Annotated in this window: 14 protein-coding genes; 13 read left to right on the top strand and 1 reads right to left on the bottom strand. The window is 72.7% G+C overall.

Going from position 1 to position 18,377, the window contains the following annotated elements; translation table 11 throughout:
• Positions 1-9 precede the first annotated feature (9 nt).
• Complete coding sequence (locus ACIQTO_RS24415) at positions 10-558, bottom strand: Rv3235 family protein (RefSeq protein ID WP_402391727.1); 549 nt, start codon at positions 556-558, stop codon at positions 10-12.
• 350 nt (positions 559-908) lie between these two features.
• On the opposite strand from ACIQTO_RS24415, the gene ACIQTO_RS24420 reads away from it, so the two are divergent.
• The 13 genes from ACIQTO_RS24420 to ACIQTO_RS24480 all read left to right on the top strand — a co-directional run bounded on the left by ACIQTO_RS24420 (position 909) and on the right by ACIQTO_RS24480 (position 18,331).
• The gene (locus ACIQTO_RS24420) at positions 909-1,970 is read left to right on the top strand and encodes a patatin-like phospholipase family protein (RefSeq protein WP_402391730.1); all 1,062 of its coding nucleotides are present in this window, start codon (positions 909-911) and stop codon (positions 1,968-1,970) included.
• Between the two features lie 187 nt (positions 1,971-2,157).
• Positions 2,158-2,667, top strand: coding sequence for a DUF6912 family protein (locus tag ACIQTO_RS24425; protein ID WP_402391732.1), 510 nt, complete (start codon positions 2,158-2,160; stop codon positions 2,665-2,667).
• An 85-nt stretch (positions 2,668-2,752) separates the two neighbouring features.
• A complete protein-coding gene (locus ACIQTO_RS24430) occupies positions 2,753-3,409 on the top strand; it encodes an HAD family hydrolase (RefSeq protein ID WP_402391735.1) in 657 nt (218 codons plus the stop codon).
• Positions 3,410-3,569: 160 nt separating this feature from the next.
• Positions 3,570-5,195 carry an L-glutamate gamma-semialdehyde dehydrogenase gene (gene pruA, locus ACIQTO_RS24435; protein WP_402392144.1) on the top strand — a complete coding sequence of 542 codons (1,626 nt, stop codon included), beginning with the start codon at positions 3,570-3,572 and terminating at the stop codon, positions 5,193-5,195.
• A gap of 283 nt (positions 5,196-5,478) precedes the next feature.
• Positions 5,479-10,428, top strand: coding sequence for an NAD-glutamate dehydrogenase (locus tag ACIQTO_RS24440; RefSeq protein WP_402391738.1), 4,950 nt, complete (start codon positions 5,479-5,481; stop codon positions 10,426-10,428).
• Between the two features lie 445 nt (positions 10,429-10,873).
• Positions 10,874-12,196 (top strand): ATP-binding protein, encoded by a 1,323-nt coding sequence (locus ACIQTO_RS24445; protein ID WP_402391741.1) that lies wholly within the window; start codon positions 10,874-10,876, stop codon positions 12,194-12,196.
• Entirely contained in the window at positions 12,193-12,594 is a 402-nt protein-coding gene (locus ACIQTO_RS24450) for a roadblock/LC7 domain-containing protein (RefSeq protein ID WP_402391744.1), read from the top strand. Before ACIQTO_RS24445 ends, ACIQTO_RS24450 begins: the two co-directional genes overlap by 4 nt.
• Positions 12,591-12,965 carry a DUF742 domain-containing protein gene (locus tag ACIQTO_RS24455; protein ID WP_402391747.1) on the top strand — a complete coding sequence of 125 codons (375 nt, stop codon included), beginning with the start codon at positions 12,591-12,593 and terminating at the stop codon, positions 12,963-12,965. The genes ACIQTO_RS24450 and ACIQTO_RS24455 overlap by 4 nt, the downstream gene beginning before the upstream one ends.
• Positions 12,940-13,530 (top strand): ATP/GTP-binding protein, encoded by a 591-nt coding sequence (locus tag ACIQTO_RS24460; protein WP_380579220.1) that lies wholly within the window; start codon positions 12,940-12,942, stop codon positions 13,528-13,530. Before ACIQTO_RS24455 ends, ACIQTO_RS24460 begins: the two co-directional genes overlap by 26 nt.
• Before the next feature lie 64 nt (positions 13,531-13,594).
• Positions 13,595-14,986, top strand: a complete 1,392-nt coding sequence (locus ACIQTO_RS24465; protein ID WP_402391750.1) for a cytochrome P450 — start codon at positions 13,595-13,597, stop codon at positions 14,984-14,986.
• 299 nt (positions 14,987-15,285) lie between these two features.
• Positions 15,286-16,419, top strand: a complete 1,134-nt coding sequence (locus ACIQTO_RS24470; protein ID WP_402392147.1) for a cytochrome P450 — start codon at positions 15,286-15,288, stop codon at positions 16,417-16,419.
• Positions 16,416-17,351 carry an enoyl-CoA hydratase/isomerase family protein gene (locus ACIQTO_RS24475; protein WP_402391753.1) on the top strand — a complete coding sequence of 312 codons (936 nt, stop codon included), beginning with the start codon at positions 16,416-16,418 and terminating at the stop codon, positions 17,349-17,351. The genes ACIQTO_RS24470 and ACIQTO_RS24475 overlap by 4 nt, the downstream gene beginning before the upstream one ends.
• Before the next feature lie 149 nt (positions 17,352-17,500).
• Complete coding sequence (locus tag ACIQTO_RS24480; RefSeq protein WP_402391756.1) at positions 17,501-18,331, top strand: hypothetical protein; 831 nt, start codon at positions 17,501-17,503, stop codon at positions 18,329-18,331.
• The last annotated feature ends 46 nt before the right edge of the window (positions 18,332-18,377 follow it).

Below are 18,377 nucleotides of genomic sequence, written 5' to 3' on the forward strand. Positions count from 1 at the left end.
CGCGCGGGTTCACCGGGCCTCCACGGCGGTGCACTGCCACTGCCCGGCCGGGCCGCGCAGCTCCAGCCGGAACGCCACCATGTGGTGCCGGCTGCCGAGGTCGACCCGGACGCAGGCCTCGATCGCGTCGGGCGAGGGCGATCGGTCGTGCACCGGCCCGAGCCGGGGCCGGTCGGCGGCGCCGCCGCGCCGCAGGATGCCGATCCGGACGAGCGAGGCGAGCTGGCCGTAGCCGTCCAGGCTGGTGTGGCGCATCAGCTGCCCGGACGGCCGGGCGCCGGTGAGCACCTCGACCAGCTGGTGGGCGAAGCGCGTGCTCAGTCCGGCGTGGAGACCGGGGCCGGCGGGGGCGGCGCAGGCGGACCGGGGGTGGCGCGGCCGCCGGCCGCCGGACGGGTGCTGACCGGTCCGCGCCCCGGCGGCCGCGCGGTGCGGGTGGGCCGCCGGGTGGCCGGGCCGGACCGGCCGGCCACCGGGTGGTACCGGGGCCGCCGGGACGGCGTGCGGGACGGGCCGCGGGTTGCTCTGCGGGGCGGTGGGGATCGGGCAGGCGGTCACGGGGCCCTCCCGGGGCGGCTGGTACGGGTACGGACGGGTCCTTGGTAGCCCGGCGCCGAGCCGAGCGGCAAGCAGGTTCGGCCGGTCCGGCGGACCGGCCCGGGGTCTCACCTATCCGGGTGAAACGCCCAGCGCGGCAAGGGCCGGCCGGCCCGTCCGGAGGGCGCCCGGTTGACGTGCGGGGGCCGGTGGGATGGCCCGAAAGGGGACGGTCCGGCCGGGCGACACGCGGAGCGCGGTTCCCGGGCGCGACGTTGCGCCGCCGGGTCCTCGGCGCGCAGGATCGGATCCGGACCGGGAACCGCGCAGGACGGGCGACGACAGCGCCCCGACCAGGACAGGCGGCCGTCATGACGACACGGGTGGCGCAGACACGGACATCGGCGGCTCCGCCCGCCGAGGGCCGGCCCCGGCGCGGCCTGGTGCTGGGCGGCGGCGGCATGCTGGGCGCGGCGTGGACGGTCGGCGCGCTCTGTGCCGTCGAGGAGGCGGTCGGCTGGCGGCCGGGCGGTGCCGAGGTGGTGCTCGGCACCTCGGCCGGCGCGATCCTCGCCGCGATGCTGGCCGGCGGGGTCCGCACCGACCAGCTCCGCGACCACCAGCGCGGTCTGCCGATCACGGCCGGCCCGCTGGCCGGGGTGGCCTTCGACTACGAGACGGCGGTCGGCGGCGCCCTGCCCCCGCGCCCGCGGGCCGGTATCGGCTCGCCGGGCCTGCTGCGGGACGCCGTCCGCCACCCGCGCGAGTACCCGCTGCTGACCATGGTGTCGGCGATGGCGCCGCACGGCCGCGGCTCGCTGGAGCCCGTCGGTGAGCTGGTGCGCGGCCTGCTGGGCCCTGGCGGCTGGCCGGACGGCTCGCCCCTGCGGGTGGCCGCGGTGGACTACCGCGGCGGTCACCGGGTGGTCTTCGGCGATCCGGGCGCGCCGTCCGCCGCCGTCGCCGAGGCGGTGATGGCCTCCTGCGCGATCCCCGGCTGGTTCGCCCCGGTCCGGGTGAACGGCTCGGCGTACGTGGACGGCGGCTGCTGGTCGGCCACCAACGCCGACCTGATGCTGGGCCGGGGCCTGGACGAGGTCTACGTGCTCGCCCCGATGGCCCTGCGCCTGCACCCGCGCGGGCGCGCCGAGCCCGCGCGCGGCACGGTGGCCGCGCTGCGCGAGTGGCGGGCCCGGGACCGTCCGCGCGGGGTGCTCGCCCAGCTGGTCGGCCGCTACCGCCGCGCGGTGACCCGGCAGCTGCTGCGGGAGACCCGGCTGCTGCGGGCGAGCGGCGTCCGGGTGCACCTGCTCGCGCCGACCCTGGCGGACCTCGCGGTGATGGGGCCGAACATGATGGATCCGGCCCGCCGCGGCGCCGTGCTGGAGAGCGCGTTGCGGACCAGCCGGGCGGCCCTGGACGGCGTGCGCTGACCCGTCCGGCGCGGGAGGGGTGTGCGGGCGCGGGGTGTGCGGGCAGGGTTTTGCGGCCCCGGCGCGCCGCGGGCTCCCCGGCCCGGGGGCGCGGGCGGGAGTGAGCGCGTGATCACGGGTGGCGCCCCGGCGCTTATTCTTGGGGCGCTGGAAGCTGTGCCGCTGGACGAACCGGAGAGTGCCACCGATGCGCGTGTACGTGCCCACCACCCTGACCGGCCTGGCGGCGGCGCACCCGGGCGGCGCCCTGGAGCAGTCCGCGGCGTACGCGGTGACGCCCGCGCTGCGCGAGTGGTACGTCAGTGACGACCTGGAGGAACTGGAGTACGCGGCGCTGAACCGGGCCGCGCAGTCCTCGCTGCGGCTGCTGGCCGCCGACCCGGACGCACCGCGCCGCCGGGTGGTGGTGGCGCTGGACGTCGCGGACTCGGCGGTGCGGCCGTTCCCCGGTGACGAGTACCAGGACCAGGCCTCGCTCGGCCGGGTGGTGCTGGCCGGACCGGTGCGGCTGGCGAAGGCGGCCGCGGTGCACGCGGACGTCGCCGACCAGGACGTGGTCACGGACGTCGCGGCGGCGGTCGCGGCCGTCGGGGCGGCCGACGAGGGCGATCAGGACGCCCAGTTCACCGTGGACGGCGCCGAGGACCACGACCTGCTCTGGTTCGCCACCCAGGAGATCGCCGCCCTGCTGGCCTGAGCGGAGCCGTCACCGGGCTCGCCCCGGAGCCGAGCCGGGAACCCGTCCTACCGGGTTGTCGGTGGCCGGGGTTACCGTTCCCTGCGTGCGCACTCATATCGTCTGGGACTGGAACGGCACGCTCTTCCACGACATGGAGGCGGTGCTCGGCGCGAGCAACGCCGCGTTCGCGACCGTCGGCATCGGGCCGATGACCATGCAGGAGTACCGCGAGCAGTACGAGATCCCGATTCCCCGCTTCTACCAGCGGCTGCTCGGCCGGATGCCCTCCGAGGCCGAGTGGCTGCGGCTCGACGACGCCTTCCACGACCGCTACCTGGAGCTGAGCGCGGCCTGCGGGCTGACCGACGGCGTGCTGGAGCTGCTGAGCGCCTGGCGGGAGGCCGGGCACAGCCAGTCGCTGCTGTCGATGTACGAGCACCGGAAGCTGCTGCCGGTGGTGGACGCCTTCGGTCTGACCGGCCAGTTCCTCCGGGTGGACGGCCGCAGCGGCCCGTCCGGCGGCCAGAAGGCGGAGCACCTGACCAGGCACCTGGCCGCGCTCGGCGAGCACGTGGACCCGGCTCGTACGGTGCTGATCGGCGACGCCGCGGACGACGCGCTGGCGGCGCTGAGCGCGGGCGCGCACGCGGTGCTGTACACCGGCGGCTCGCACACCCGGGCGAAGCTGGAGCCGGCCGGCGTCCCGGTGGTGGACAGCCTGGCCGAGGCCGTCGAGCTGGCCGGGAGCATCGCGGGCTGAGCCCCCCGGGCCGCGGACCCCCGGAGCAGGCCGCCGCACCCGGCGGGCGTGGCGCGAACCACGTCCACCGGTGGCGTGTCCGAGCGGGCGGATCGGCCCGCCGCTCGTCAGTCTGGATTGACGCCAGGCCATCAGTACGACGAGCGGAGCCGCCATGCCCATCGACGCAGTCACCCAGGTCCCGACCCCGGGCAACGAGCCGGTGCACGGCTACGCGCCCGGCAGCCCGGAGCGGGCCCGGCTGCTCCGCCGGCTGGACGAGCTGGCGGCCGAGCAGATCCCGCTGCCGATGACCATCGCCGGTGAGCAGCGGTTCGGCGGCGGCGAGCGGATCGAGGTCGTCCAGCCGCACCACCACGCGGCCAAGCTCGGGGTGCTCGGCAACGCCACCCGGGAGGACGCCCGGGCCGCGGTGGACGCGGCGCTGGCGGCCGGGCGCGCGTGGCGCGGGCTCTCCTTCGACGACCGGGCGGCGGTGTTCCTGCGCGCCGCCGACCTGCTGGCCGGGCCCTGGCGGGAGACGCTGAACGCGGCCACCATGCTGGGCCAGTCCAAGACGGCCCAGCAGGCCGAGATCGACTCCGCCTGCGAGCTGATCGACTTCTGGCGGTTCAACGTGCGCTTCGCCCGCGAGATCCTGGCCGACCAGCCGATCTCCTCGCCCGGGGTGTGGAACCGCACCGACCACCGCCCGCTGGAGGGCTTCGTCTACGCGATCACCCCGTTCAACTTCACCGCCATCGCCGGCAACCTGCCGACCGCGCCCGCGCTGATGGGCAACACCGTGGTCTGGAAGCCGGCGCCGACCCAGACCCTCGCCGCGCACTACCTGATGCGCCTGCTGGAGGCCGCCGGGCTGCCGCCCGGAGTGATCAACATGGTGACCGGCGACGGGCAGCAGCTCTCCCAGGTGGCGCTCACCGACCCCGCCCTCGCCGGCCTGCACTTCACCGGCTCCACCGCCACCTTCCAGTCGCTCTGGCAGACCGTCGGTGCCAACATCGGCGGCTACCGGACGTACCCGCGGATCGTCGGCGAGACCGGCGGCAAGGACTTCCTGCTCGCCCACCGCTCGGCCGACCCGGCGATCCTGCGGACCGCCCTGGTCCGCGGCGCCTTCGAGTACCAGGGGCAGAAGTGCTCGGCGCTCTCCCGCGCCTACCTGCCGCGCAGCCTCTGGCAGGCGATCAAGGACGACTTCCTGGCCGAGGTGGACGCGCTGGCCGTCGGCGACGTCACCGACCTCTCCAACTTCATGGGCGCGCTGATCGACCGGCGGGCCTTCGAGAAGAACCGCGACGCGATCGAGCGGGCCAAGAGCGACCCGACGGTGGAGCTGGCGGCCGGCGGCCAGTACGACGACGCGATCGGCTGGTTCGTCCGCCCGACCGTGCTGGTCTCCTCCGACCACCGGGGCGAGATCTTCCGCACCGAGTACTTCGGCCCGATCCTGGCCGTCCACGTCTACGAGGACTCGCGCTGGGAGGACGTGCTGCGCCGGGTCGACTCGGGCGCGCCGTACGGCCTCACCGGCGCGGTGATCGCCCAGGACCGCTACGCCATCGCGCAGGCGGTCGAGGAGCTGCGCTTCACGGCGGGCAACTTCTACATCAACGACAAGCCGACCGGCGCGGTGGTCGGGCAGCAGCCGTTCGGCGGCGGCCGGGCCTCGGGCACCAACGACAAGGCCGGTGCCGCGCAGAACCTGCTGCGCTGGACGTCGGCCCGGTCGATCAAGGAGACCTTCGTCCCGCCGACCACGTATGTTCACCCGCATATGGGCTGATGGCGAACATGACGGGTCGGATTGGACATGGTGTCCAGGACGGCGGGATCTTCCTCCAGGATTGCGCCTACCTGTCCCCTGACACCTTCGAATCCTCCCGTTAGGCTGGCTGGCGTCGTCGGGTGGCTGCAGGCCGAACGTCTCGTCCTACCCGCTGCGGAGGTATTTCATGCGCGCCATGGAGACCTTTCAGCCGGTTGGTGCGGCAGGATTGCGGTGGACCCGGCGGTGATCCCACACACCACCGAGTCACGCAACGGCGCGCGACAGGAGCCAAGAAGTCATGCAGACCAAGCTGGACGCAGCCAAGGCCGAACTGCTCATGAAGGCAGCAGCAGCCGCTGAGAACAGCCAGGTGGGGGGAGCGGCGCCGGGGGAGGGTCTGAGCAACGGCGCTCTGACCGCGTACCTGCACCACTACTACCTCCACACCGCGCCCGAGGACCTGGTCGACCGCGACCCGGTCGACGTGTACGGCGCGGCCGCCTCCCACTACCGCCTCGGCCTCAAGCGCCCGCAGGGCACCGCCGAGGTCCGCGTGCACACCCCGTCGGTGGAGGAGAACGGCTGGTCCTGCGGCCACACCGTGGTCGAGGTCGTCACGGACGACATGCCCTTCCTGGTCGACTCGGTCACCAACGAGCTGTCCCGCCAGGACCGTGCGATCCACATCGTGATCCACCCCCAGCTGGTCGTCCGCCGTGACATCACCGGCAAGCTGCTGGAGATCCTGGACATCGACGCCTGCGCCCGCAGCCAGGCCGCCGGCGCCGAGTGGCCCGCCGACGCCGTCGTCGAGTCGTGGATGCACATCGAGATCGACCGCGAGACCGACCGCGAGGACCTCCACGCGATCGAGACCGATCTGCGCCGGGTCCTGGGCGATGTCCGCGAGGTCGTCGAGGACTGGACGAAGATGCGCGAATCCGCGCTGCGTCTGGCCGACGAGCTCGCCGAGGAGCCCCCGGCCCACCTGCCCGAGCAGGAGGTCGGTGAGGCCTGGGAGCTGATGCGCTGGCTCGCCGACGACAAGTTCACCTTCCTCGGCTACCGCGAGTACGACCTGGTGGAGCACGAGGGCGAGGAGGTCCTCAAGGCCGTCGCCGGCACCGGCCTGGGCATCCTGCGCTCCGACCCGCTCAGCCACGACGACGACCACCACCCGGTCAGCGAGGCCTTCGGCCGGCTCTCCGCGCCGGTGCGCGCCAAGGCCCACGAGAAGAAGCTGCTCGTCCTCACCAAGGCCAACAGCCGCTCGACCGTGCACCGCCCGGCCTACCTCGACTACGTCGGCGTGAAGAAGTTCGACGCCAACGGCGAGGTCATCGGCGAGCGCCGCTTCCTCGGCCTCTTCTCGGCCGCCGCGTACACCGAGTCGGTCAGCCGCATCCCGGTGGTCCGCCGCAAGGTCCAGGACGTCATCCTCAGCTCCGGCTTCTCCACCGAGAGCCACGACGGCCGTGACCTGCTGCAGATCCTGGAGACCTTCCCCCGGGACGAGATCTTCCAGACCCCGGCCGAGGAACTGCTCCAGATCGCCACCAGCGTGCTCTACCTCCAGGAGCGCCGCCGGCTGCGGCTGTTCCTGCGCCAGGACGAGTACGGGCGCTACTTCTCCGCGCTGGTCTACCTGCCGCGCGACCGCTACACCACCCGCATCCGGCTGCGCCTGATGGACATCCTGATGCAGGAGCTCAACGGCGCCTCGATCGACTACACGGTCTGGTCGACGGAGTCCGTGCTGACCCGTCTGCACTTCGTCGTCCGGGTCACCCCCGGCAGCGAACTGCCGCACCTGACCGACGCCGAGATCGAGCGGATCGAGGGCAAGCTCGCCGAGGCCGCCCGGTTCTGGATGGACGGCTTCAACGACCAGCTGCACCTGGAGCTGGGCGAGGAGCGGGCCGCCGAGCTCTCCCGCAAGTACGCCAACGCCTTCCCCGACGGCTACCGCGCCGACTTCACCGCGCGCACCGCCGTCGCGGACCTCAAGCAGATCGAGGCACTGCACGGCGACGGCGACTTCCGCCTCAACCTGTACCAGCCGGTCGGCGCGGGTGACGACGAGCGCCGGTTCAAGATCTACCGGGTCGGCGGCCCGATCTCGCTCACCGAGGTCCTGCCCGTCCTGCAGCGGCTGGGCGTCGAGGTGCTCGACGAGCACCCGTACGCGCTGACCCGCTCGGACCACACCACCGCCTGGGTCTACGACTTCGGCCTGCGGCTGCGCGAGGCCGTCGAGCTGACCGACGAGGCCCGCGACCGCTTCCAGGAGACCTTCGCCGCCACCTGGACCGGCAAGGCCGAGAACGACGGCTTCAACGAGCTGGTGCTGACCGCCGGGCTGACCTGGCGCCAGGCGACGATGCTGCGCGCGTACGCCAAGTACCTGCGCCAGGCGGGTTCCACGTTCTCCCAGGACTACATGGAGGACGCGCTCCGCAACAACACCCACACCACCCGGCTGCTGGTCAACCTCTTCGAGGCCCGGCTCAGCCCCAGCCACCAGCTCGGCGCGGCGGAGCTGACCGAGGGCATCCTGGAGGAGCTGTCCGGCGCGCTGGACGAGGTCGCCTCGCTGGACGAGGACCGCATCCTGCGTTCCTTCCTGCACCTGATCAAGGCCACCCTGCGCACCAACTTCTTCCAGCACACCGGCGAAGCGGGCGTCTGGCACTCCTACGTGTCGATGAAGTTCGACCCGCAGGCCATCCCGGACCTGCCGGCCCCGCGCCCCGCGTTCGAGATCTGGGTGTACTCGCCGCAGGTCGAGGGCGTGCACCTGCGCTTCGGCAAGGTCGCCCGCGGTGGTCTGCGCTGGTCCGACCGGCGTGAGGACTTCCGTACCGAGATCCTCGGCCTGGTCAAGGCGCAGATGGTGAAGAACACCGTCATCGTGCCGGTCGGCGCCAAGGGCGGCTTCGTCGCCAAGCAGCTGCCGGACCCGTCGGTGGACCGCGATGCCTGGCTGGCCGAGGGCATCTCGTCCTACAGGACCTTCATCTCGGCGCTGCTGGACATCACCGACAACCTCAAGGGCGGCGAGGTCGTCCACCCGGCCGACGTGGTCCGCCACGACGAGGACGACACCTACCTGGTCGTCGCCGCGGACAAGGGCACCGCGACCTTCTCGGACATCGCCAACGGCGTCGCCGAGTCGTACGGCTTCTGGCTGGGCGACGCGTTCGCCTCCGGCGGCTCGGCCGGCTACGACCACAAGGGCATGGGCATCACCGCCCGCGGCGCCTGGGAGTCGGTCAAGCGCAACTTCCGCGAGCTCGGCCACGACACCCAGTCCGAGGACTTCACCGTCGTCGGCATCGGCGACATGTCCGGTGACGTCTTCGGCAACGGCATGCTGCTCAGCGAGCACATCCGCCTGGTCGCCGCCTTCGACCACCGGCACATCTTCCTCGACCCCAACCCGGACGCGGCCACCTCGTACGCCGAGCGCCGCCGCCTCTTCGAGCTGCCGCGCAGCTCCTGGGACGACTACGACAAGTCGCTGATCTCGACCGGCGGCGGGGTCTTCCCGCGCAGTGCCAAGTCGATCCAGCTGACCTCGCAGGCGCGGGCCGCGCTCGGTATCGAGGAGAGCCGGCTCACCCCGGCCGAGCTGATGAAGCGGATCCTCCAGGCGCCGGTCGACCTGTTCTGGAACGGCGGCATCGGCACCTACGTCAAGGCCTCGACCGAGACCAACGCCGAGGTCGGCGACAAGGCCAACGACGCCATCCGGGTCAACGGCGAGCAGCTGCGGGTCCGGGTCGTCGGCGAGGGCGGCAACCTCGGCTGCACCCAGCTCGGCCGCATCGAGTACGCGGCGTCCGGCGGCCCCCAGGGCGCCGGCGGCTGGATCGACACCGACGCCATCGACAACTCGGCCGGTGTGGACACCTCGGACCACGAGGTCAACATCAAGATCCTGCTCAACCAGGTCGTCGCCGACGGCGACATGACGGTCAAGCAGCGCAACCAGCTGCTCGCCGAGATGACCGACGAGGTCGGCCACCTGGTGCTGCGCAACAACTACGCGCAGAACGTGGTGCTGGCCAACGCGGTGGCCCAGGCGACCAGCATGGTCAACGTCCACTCCCGGATGATCAACCGGCTGGAGCGCGACGGCCGGCTCGACCGCGGGCTGGAGTTCCTGCCCACCGAGCGGCAGATCCGCGAGCGCCAGCAGAGTGGCCGCGGCCTCTCGCAGCCCGAGCTGTCGGTGCTGCTGGCCTACACCAAGATCACCCTGGCCGACGAGCTGCTCGCCACCGAGCTGCCCGACGACCCGTTCTTCCGCACCGCGCTGCACGAGTACTTCCCGAGCGCGCTGCGGGCGCGGTTCGCCGAGGCGATCGACAACCACGCGCTGCGCCGCGAGATCATCACCACGCTGATCGTCAACGACACGATCAACCGCGGTGGCTGCACCTTCGCCTTCCGGCTGAAGGAGGAGACCGGCGCCACGTACGAGGAGATCGCCCGGACGCACACCGCCGCGCGGGCCGTCTTCGGCCTGGAGGAGATCTGGTCCGAGATCGAGGACCTGGACAACCAGGTCCCGGCCGGCGCCCAGACCAGGATGCGGCTGCACTCGCGCCGGCTCGTCGAGCGCGCCACCCGGTGGATGCTCAACAACCGCCGCCAGCCGCTCGACATCGCCGGCACCATCGAGTTCTTCCACGACCGGGTCAGCCAGGTCTGGGGCTCGCTGCCCAAGCCGCTGCGCGGCGAGGACCTGGCCTGGTTCGAGTCGGTCTACAACGAGCTCGTCGCGGCCGGCGTGCCGGAGGACCTGGCCGGCCGGGTCGCGGGCCTGTCCTCGACCTTCCCGACCCTGGACATCACCGAGGTCGCGGACCGGTCCGGCAAGGACGTCGCCGAGGTCGCCGAGCTCTACTACGACCTCGCCGACCGGCTCCAGATCACCCACCTGCTCGACCGCATCATCGAGCTGCCGCGGACCGACCGCTGGTCGTCGATGGCCCGTGCCGCGATCCGCGAGGACCTCTTCGCGGCCCACGCGGCACTGACCGCCGACATCCTGGTCTGCGGCCCGGAGGGCGCGACCCCCGAGGAGCGGTACACCGCCTGGGCGGAGCTCAACTCCACCCTGCTGAACCGCGCCAAGAGCACGCTCGACGACATAAGGGGTTCGGACAACTACGAGCTGTCCAGCCTCTCCGTCGCGATGCGCGTCATCCGCACCCTGCTCCGCACGGGTTCGATGCGCTGACGGCCGGGAGCCCGAGCGGCGGGGTCGCGTCTTCGGACGCGGCCCCGCCGCCGTTTTCCCGCGCGCTGCGCGGCCGCGGCCCCGGGGGCCGCACGGGGATTCGGAATCGGAGGGTAGCGGCATGTTCACTCTGTGCGCGGACCCGTTTGTGGCCCGCGTGTGAGGTGCGGGTGAACGCCGGGTCACAATGTCCGGTACGTCGCAGTCGGAGTGGTGCGCGGTGGCAGAGTTTCTCCCCAACTGCCCTGATTGGCAACTGTTCTGACATGCCAAGAGTTGCAGTAAGCTAACTCCGCGATAGGCGTTGCCGCAGGTCTCGTGCCGGAAGAGCTCCACCGACGTGCTGGAACAACAGGTGTCTTTCGGCCGGGCGCAGGCCGCCAGTCCCGTTCGCGCAGGGCGGTCCGGACCTGTTCCTGACGCGATGCCACCTGAAGAGAGTTTCATGACGTCATTTGTGCAGGAACCCTTTTTCTGGGTCTCCATCGTGGTGATGCTCGTAGCAGTCGTGATCGCCCTCCAAGCTCGCAGGACGAACCTCTCCCTGCGCAGGCGAAACGTTTCCCTTGAGGAAGCGACCGGCCTGGCGCAGCGGCAGCGCGACGATCTCGGCGCCCTGAACGCGCGTCTGCAGAGCCAGCACGCCGCCGTCCTGGCGGAGGTCCGCCGGGACGCGGAGGAGGACACCAAGGCGGTCCTCAAGGCGGCGATGCGGACCCTGCAGGGTCTGGCCGACGAGCAGCAGGTCGTCATCGACAAGGTGCAGCGGAAGTACGGCGACAGCCCGCAGATCCTCGCCGATCTGATGCTGGTCGACCACACGAACAGTCAGTTCGGCCGGCGCGCCCAGGGCATCGCGGTGCTCTGCGGCGGCTGGCTGGGCCGCCGGGAGACCGTTGCCTCGATCTATGACGTGGCCCGCAGCGCCCAGGGCCGGATCCGGCACTTCGACCGGGTGCAGATCCACTCCCGGGTCAGCGTCTCGCTCGCCAGCAAGGTCGTCGAGCCGGTCGCCGTCGTCCTGGCCGAGCTGCTGGCCAACGCCACCAACTACTCCGCCCCGGACACCCCGGTGGAGATCAGCGTCCAGGCCGTCCCGACCGGTGTCTGCCTGATCATCGACGACGCCGGCCTCGGGATGGGGCAGGAGGAGAAGGACCGCGCCGCGGCGCTCCTCAACCCCGGCGCGCCGATCAGCCTCACCGGCCTGGGCAACCCCCCGAAGTTCGGCTTCGCCGTCTCCGGCATGCTGGCCGCCCGCTACGGCTTCCGGGTGTCCGTCGACTCGGTCTCCCCGTACGGCGGTGTGCGGGCCGTGGTGCTGCTGCCGGCCGAGCTGCTCAGCAGTGAGGTCGCGCCCCCGGTGGCCGCCGAGCACGTCGAGTACAACGGCGGGTACCAGGGCGAGCCGCAGGGCTCCTACCAGGGTGGCTACCAGAGCGAGCCGGTGGTGGAGCAGGCCGTGCCGGTCCGGGCCCAGGCCCTCGGACAGCGGCTCGCTTCGCTGCCCGAGCCCGCCCCGGCCGTCCTCGCCCCGGTCGCCCCGGCCGCGGCGCAGGCGGAACCGGAGATGACGGCGGACGGACGGCTGCCCCGGCGCCGACGCCAGCGCACTGTCTCGGTGGTCCCGCACCCGCAGGACTCCGGCCGCGTCGACGAGCCGGTGGGGACCACCGGCCAGGAGACCGCGTCCCGCCTCGGCGCGTTCCAGCGCGGGACGCTGTCCGGGCGCAACACCATGACCACGGAAGGAACCGAGATCCAGTGAGCCCTGATCTGTCCTGGGTGCTCAACGATGTACTTCAGGTGCGCGGTGCCCGGCATGCCATTCTCGTCTCCGCCGACGGCCTGCTGCTCGAACGCTCCAGCGAGATCGGCCGTGACGAGGCGGAGACCAACGCCGCCGCGATGAGTTCGATGCAGTCGCTGAGCCGTGCCGTCGCGCCGTTCGTCGGGGGAAGCGGCGGGACCTGGCGCCAGACTCTCCTGGAGTACGACCACGGCTGGATCTTCCTGATCGCGGCCGGCAGCGGAGCCTACCTCGCGGCCTCCACCGCCTCCGACGTCGACATGGAGGCCATGTCCTTCCGGATGCAGCAGCAGGTGGGCGCGCTCGGACGGGCGATGACAGCGGCGCCGCGCCAGAGTTCACACAGCGGCTCATGACCGTTCCCGGCGAGGAGCAGCGGGTTGCCAGCGGCTTCATCCGCTCCTATGTCATCACCGGCGGCCGTGAGCTGCCGAGTGCGGACGACCTGTCCCTGATCACCCTGGTCACCGTCGCTCCCGAGCAGGGTCTCCCGGCCCGTCCGAGCCCGGAGACCCTGGCGATCTGGGAACTGTGCTCCGGCGGCTACCTCTCGGTGGCCGAGGTCTCCGCCCGCCTGGAGCTGCCGGTGGGGGTGGTGAGGCTGCTGCTGACGGACCTGATCCGCGAGGGGCGGCTGCTGCGCCGGGCGGCCCCGCCGCCCGCCCAGGCCCCGGATCCGAGACTCCTAGAGAAGGTACTGCATGGACTTCAACGCCGGTTCGCCTGAGGACATCTACGTCCCGGGCGGGGTGACGACCGCCGTCAAGATCCTGGTCGTGGGGCACTTCGCGGTCGGCAAGACCACGCTCATCGGCGCCCTGTCGGAGATCGCCCCGCTCAGCACCGAGGAGAAGATGACGCAGGCGTCCACCGGCGTCGACGACCTCCGGGGCGTACCGGACAAGAAGACCACCACCGTCGCGCTGGACTTCGGCCGGCTGACGCTCGGCGACGACCTGGTGCTGTACCTGTTCGGCACGCCGGGCCAGCAGCGGTTCATGCAGCTCTGGGAGGACATGGCGAAGGGGGCGCTCGGAGCGCTGCTGCTGGCCGACCCGACCCGGCTCTCGGACACGTTCCCCGTCATCGACCTGATCGAGCAGTACGGCCTGGAGTACGCCGTGGCGGTCAACAGCTTCGACCGGCAGAGCGACTACACCGAGGACGAGCTGCGCGAGGCGCTCGACCTGCTCCCGCACACCCCGGTGGTGTTCTGCGACGCGCGTGACCAGCGGTCGTCGGCCGACGCCCTGCTGACGCTCGTCCGGCACCTGCTCGAACGCGCCTCCTGACCCCCCTTCCCGTCACCGCCTCCCGGGGCCGCACCCGCCCGGGGCCACTTCCGAGGAACCACCCATGGAATCTCCGCAGCGACCCGCCCCGCAGTCGCCTCCCCCGGGCTGCCCGATGCACGGCGGCTCGACCCCGCTGTACGGGGAGTTGTTCTCGTCCGACCCCGAGGCGGTCTACGACGTCCTGCGTGCGCACGGCCCCGTCGCCCCGGTGGAGTTGTCCCCGGGGGTGGAGGCGACCCTGGTCACCTCGCACGAGGTCGCCCTGCGGGTGCTGCAGAACCCGGGGCTGTTCGCCCGGGACTCCCGGCGGTGGTCGGCGCTGAAGGAGGGGCGGGTGCCGATGGACAGCCCCGTCCTGCCGATGATGTTCTACCGGCCCAACTGCCTCTTCACCGACGGCACCGAGCACCTGCGGCTGCGCAAGGCCGTCACCGAGAGCCTGGAGCGGCTCAACGACAACCGGCTCAACCGGCACGTCGAGCGGATCGCCGGCTATCTGATCGACCAGTTCAGTCCGCTGGGCCGGGCCGACCTGCTCAACGACTACGCCAAGCTGCTGCCGCTGCTGCTGTTCAACCAGCTCTTCGGCTGCCCGGCCGACATCGGCGACCGGCTGACCCGCAGCATGTCCGCGCTCTTCGACGGCCTGGACGTGCTGCGGGCCAACGAGGAGCTGAACGCCTGCCTGATGGACCTGGTGGCGCTGAAGCGCCGTCAGCCGGGCGACGACATCACCTCGTGGCTCGTCCAGCACCCGGCCGGGCTGCGCGACGAGGAGCTCAAGGACCAGCTGGTCATGCTGATGGGCGCCGGGGTCGAGCCCGAGCGCAATCTGATAGGCAACGCGCTGCTCCTGCTGCTGTCCGGCGAGGGCGGCCCCGGGATGCGCATCGAGGACGCGCTCGACGACGTGCTGTGGAACAACCCGCCGATCGCCAACTACGCGACGCACTTCCCGATGCAGGACGTCGAGGTGGGCGGGGTCCGGATGCCCGCGGACAGCCCGGTGGTGATCAGCTTCGCCGCCGCCAACAGCGACCCCGTGCTGACCGACGCCCGGCTGACCCTCAGCAAGGGCGCCCATCTGGCCTGGGGGGCGGGCCCGCACGCGTGCCCGGCCAAGTCCCCGGCCCAGCTGATCGCGCTGACCGCGATCGAGTGCCTGCTCAACGCGCTGCCGGACGTCACGCTCGCGGCGCCCGCGGAGAGCCTGGACTGGCGGCCGGGCCCCTTCCAGCGCGGACTGGTCTCGCTGCCGGTGCGGTTCAGCCCGGCCCCCGTCCGCCCCCCGGTGGCCGGCACGGGCGCCGGACCGAGCGGCCCGCCCGCCGCGGCGGTCGCCAACGGGACGCCGCACCCGCAGGCCGCCGGCGCGGCCGCTCCGGCCGCGGGTCGGGTCCCGGTCAAGCAGAAGGGGTGGTGGAGCTCCTTCCTGGACGTCTTCCGGCTCTGACCGGGGACGGCGTCGGGTTCCGTACGGTCGCTCAGCGGTGAACGGAGTCCGGCGACTTCGGGCATGTGACGGGGGCAACTCCGAATGACGCTTGAGCGTGCTCCCGGTGGGTAGGTCGCCGCCGTACTGCCCGCCAGCGCAAGGAGCCCCGCGTGACCGCCATGATGGAAGCCCGCCCCGGGAACCCGGAGAGCCGTGCTGGAACCGTCGACCGCCGCGCCGCCGTGCCGCTACTGCGGCGGCTGCGGTCGGCGGAGGGGCTGGCCGATCCGTTCCCGATCTACGACGAGCTGCGGGCCATGGGCGATCTCGTGCCGGCTCCGTGGGGCGGCTACCTGGTCACCGGCTACGACGCGTGCGACCAGGTCCTGCGGGGCCGGAACTGGCTCGTCCCCGACTTCGCCTGGCAGGACCGGCAGACCGACACCGAGCGCTGGCAGGCCGTCGCCACCCAGGAGATGAGCCGGACCCTGCACCGGCTCAACGCGCCGGTCCACACCCGGCAGCGGCAGGGCCTCGGGAACCTCTTCAGCCGCCAGACGCTCCAGGCCATGGCACCGGAGATCGAGGCCGACGTCACCGGGCTGCTCGACCAGCTGGCCGAGCGAATACGCGTGGACGGCGAGGCGGACCTGGTCGCCCTGGTCGGCGACCGGCTGCCGATCAACACCGTCGGGCGCTGGCTGGACATCCCGCCGGAGGACTTCGCGCACATCCTGGAGATCACCCACAACCAGGTGCACGCCCAGGAACTCCTGCCCACCAAGGGTCAGTTGGCGATTTCCGAGGCGGCCACCCTGGAGCTGCGGCGGTACTTCACCAACCTCGTCCAGGAGCGTCGCGCCAACCCGGGCGACGACGTGGTGTCCGGCTGGATCCGCACCTGGGACGCGCTGGAGTCCGACCGCGAGGCCACCGACCGGACCGTCTACGAGATCACCATGTTCGTCACCATCGCCTCCCTGGAGGCCACCGCGGCGTCGCTCTCCCTGATGGTGTGGTCACTGCTGCGGTCCCCCGGCGCCTGGGACTGGCTGCGGACCCGGCCGGAGCACATCGACGACGCGGTCGAGGAGGCGCTGCGCTACGACCCGCCGATCCGCCTCAACAGCCGCGTCGCGGGGGAGGACACGGTGCTGGCCGGGGTGTTCGTCCCCAAGGACACCATGGTCCATGTCATGTACGGGGCGGCCAACCGCGATCCGCGCCGGAACCCGGCCCCGCACACCTTCGACGTCCTCCGCAAGGGCTCCCACATCGCCTTCGGCGGGGGCGCCCACTACTGCCTCGGCGCGGCCCTGGCCAAGCTGGAGGCGCGCGCCCTGCTGGAGCAGCTGCTGCGGCGCTTCCCGACCCTGCGGGTGGTGGGCCAGCCCGAGTTCGCACCCCGGATGGTCTTCCACCGGGTGATGTCCTTGAGAGTGGCGGCATGAACGTTTCCTCCGAGGCGGTCCCGTACCCCCCGTACGCGCAGCACCCCCCGTACCCTCCGCAGCCTCCGGCGCCGCCCGGGCCGGGCCCGGCGGCCGAGCCCGCCCACGACCACGCCGGGTACGGGGTCGGGCACCCGGAGACCGCCGCCGCCCACCCCCCGGTGACGGCCCGCAGCGTCCGGGTCGAGCGCCGGGACGCGGTGCTGTACGTCGAGTTGGACAGCCCCGGGACCGGAAACGCCGTCACCGCGGCCATGCTGGAGGAGCTCCTCGCCGTGCTCGCGGTACCGGACCCCGCCGTGCGCGCGGTCGTCCTGTCCGGCGCCGGCGCGGACTTCTGCCTCGGCGGCGACCGCGACGAGTTCGCCGACTCCCTCGGCGTGGACCCCACCGGCGGCGGCATCCGGACCTCCGGCACCCTGGCCCGCCGGGTCTGCGAGGCCATCACCAACAGCCCCGCCGTCACCGTCGCCCGGGTGCAGGGCCGCGCGATCGGCGCCGGCTTCGCCCTGGCCCTCGCCTGTGACCTGCGGGTCGGTGCCGACACCGCGGGCTTCCGGCTGCCCGAACTCACCCTCGGCCTGCCCGTCGCCTGGGGCGGCCTGCTGCCCCGTCTGCTCCACGAGGTCGGCGCGGCCCGCGCCCGGGAGATCATCCTCACCGGCCGCCCGGTGGGCGCCGCGGAGGCGTACAACCTCTCCATCCTCCAACGGGTCGTCCCCGAGCAGGACCTGGACCAGGCCGTGGCCGAGTGGGTCAGGCCCGTCACGCGCCGCCCCGAGGCCGCCCTGCGGGTCACCAAGACCCTGCTCAACTCCCACGCGGCGGCGACCAGGCTGGCCGACACCTCGGTCCTGGACGCCGAGCTGATGGCCTCCGTCCTGGCCGCCGCCCACTACACCCGGGGGCTCGGCACCCCGCCGTCCGCCTGAGCCACCGCCCCGCCCCGACGGGGGTGGGCCCGCGTCCCCGGACGCGGGCCCACCGGCCCCCGGGGAGGCCGGGCCGCCCCCGCGCGGGCCCGGTGCGGAGCACCGCCGGAGCTTCGGTACGGTGTCCTGCGACGAGGGGGAAGATCATCATGAGCACGACGCGCATCAGGCGCACGGCGGCAACCGTCCTGACCGCGGCGCTGGTCGTCTCGGCGGCGGCGGCCTGCGGCTCCCACCGGAAGAGCGCGGCCGCCCCGGCCGCCCCGGCCGCGACGACCGCCTCGGCCGCGAGCCCGGCCCCGGAGCGGCTCGGCGCCGGCGGTTACCGGGGGCTCAGGCCCGGAATGGCCAGGGACGCGGCGCTGGCCGTCGGCGTCCTGGAAGCGGCCCCGGTGTCGCTGCTCAACGGTTGCGTCGACTACGTCTACAAGGGCGGCCCGGCGCCGGACGCGGCCAGGATGGCCGCCGAGGCGGCCGTCCAGACCACGTACGACGAGCTGGACGTCAAGGCCCAGGCCGGCCGGAGCAAGCCCGGCGCGGTCCCGGCCCTGCCGCCCCACCCCTCGCTGACGGACCTCAAGCTGCACTCCGCGTTCCTGCTGGCCGAGACCGAGCGGATGAAGGCCTACCAGGGGACGTTCGACCAGCTGGCCAAGGCCGCGGACGAGCTGAAGGCGGCCCGGGCGGCCCGCGACGCCGCGTTCCGGACCACCGGCCGGGTCGGCTTCGGCCCGGACGGCCTGCGCGAGCTGGTGGTCCCGGCGGGCACCCGGACCGCCGAGGGCATCGGGGCCGGCTCGACGGTCGAGGCGCTCAGGCGGGCCTACGGCGACAAGGGGCTGGAGCAGGCCAAGAACGGCACGTTCGAGATGCCGGCCGAGGGCGGCCTGGGCGCACGCGGTTGGACGTACGAGTTCACCGTGGACGGCGACAGGGTCAGCGGCCTGGCCCTGGCCAACCGCGGCATGCACTGCTCCTGAGCACTCCGCCGGCGGACGGGAACCCGGCGGCCGCTGCGGACAGGTG

This window comes from Kitasatospora sp. NPDC091207, assembly GCF_044768625.1.
Lineage (GTDB): Bacteria > Actinomycetota > Actinomycetes > Streptomycetales > Streptomycetaceae > Kitasatospora.

What these genes read in the sequence shown, in the direction of transcription:
- ACIQTO_RS24420 (WP_402391730.1), top strand. Translation starts at nt 909, where the DNA reads ATGACGACACGGGTGGCGCAGACACGGACATCGGCGGCTCCGCCCGCC.
- ACIQTO_RS24425 (WP_402391732.1), top strand. Translation starts at nt 2,158, where the DNA reads ATGCGCGTGTACGTGCCCACCACCCTGACCGGCCTGGCGGCGGCGCAC.
- ACIQTO_RS24440 (WP_402391738.1), top strand. Translation starts at nt 5,479, where the DNA reads ATGCAGACCAAGCTGGACGCAGCCAAGGCCGAACTGCTCATGAAGGCA.
- ACIQTO_RS24445 (WP_402391741.1), top strand. Translation starts at nt 10,874, where the DNA reads ATGACGTCATTTGTGCAGGAACCCTTTTTCTGGGTCTCCATCGTGGTG.
- ACIQTO_RS24455 (WP_402391747.1), top strand. Translation starts at nt 12,591, where the DNA reads ATGACCGTTCCCGGCGAGGAGCAGCGGGTTGCCAGCGGCTTCATCCGC.
- ACIQTO_RS24460 (WP_380579220.1), top strand. Translation starts at nt 12,940, where the DNA reads ATGGACTTCAACGCCGGTTCGCCTGAGGACATCTACGTCCCGGGCGGG.
- ACIQTO_RS24465 (WP_402391750.1), top strand. Translation starts at nt 13,595, where the DNA reads ATGGAATCTCCGCAGCGACCCGCCCCGCAGTCGCCTCCCCCGGGCTGC.
- ACIQTO_RS24470 (WP_402392147.1), top strand. Translation starts at nt 15,286, where the DNA reads ATGGGCGATCTCGTGCCGGCTCCGTGGGGCGGCTACCTGGTCACCGGC.
- ACIQTO_RS24475 (WP_402391753.1), top strand. Translation starts at nt 16,416, where the DNA reads ATGAACGTTTCCTCCGAGGCGGTCCCGTACCCCCCGTACGCGCAGCAC.
- ACIQTO_RS24480 (WP_402391756.1), top strand. Translation starts at nt 17,501, where the DNA reads ATGAGCACGACGCGCATCAGGCGCACGGCGGCAACCGTCCTGACCGCG.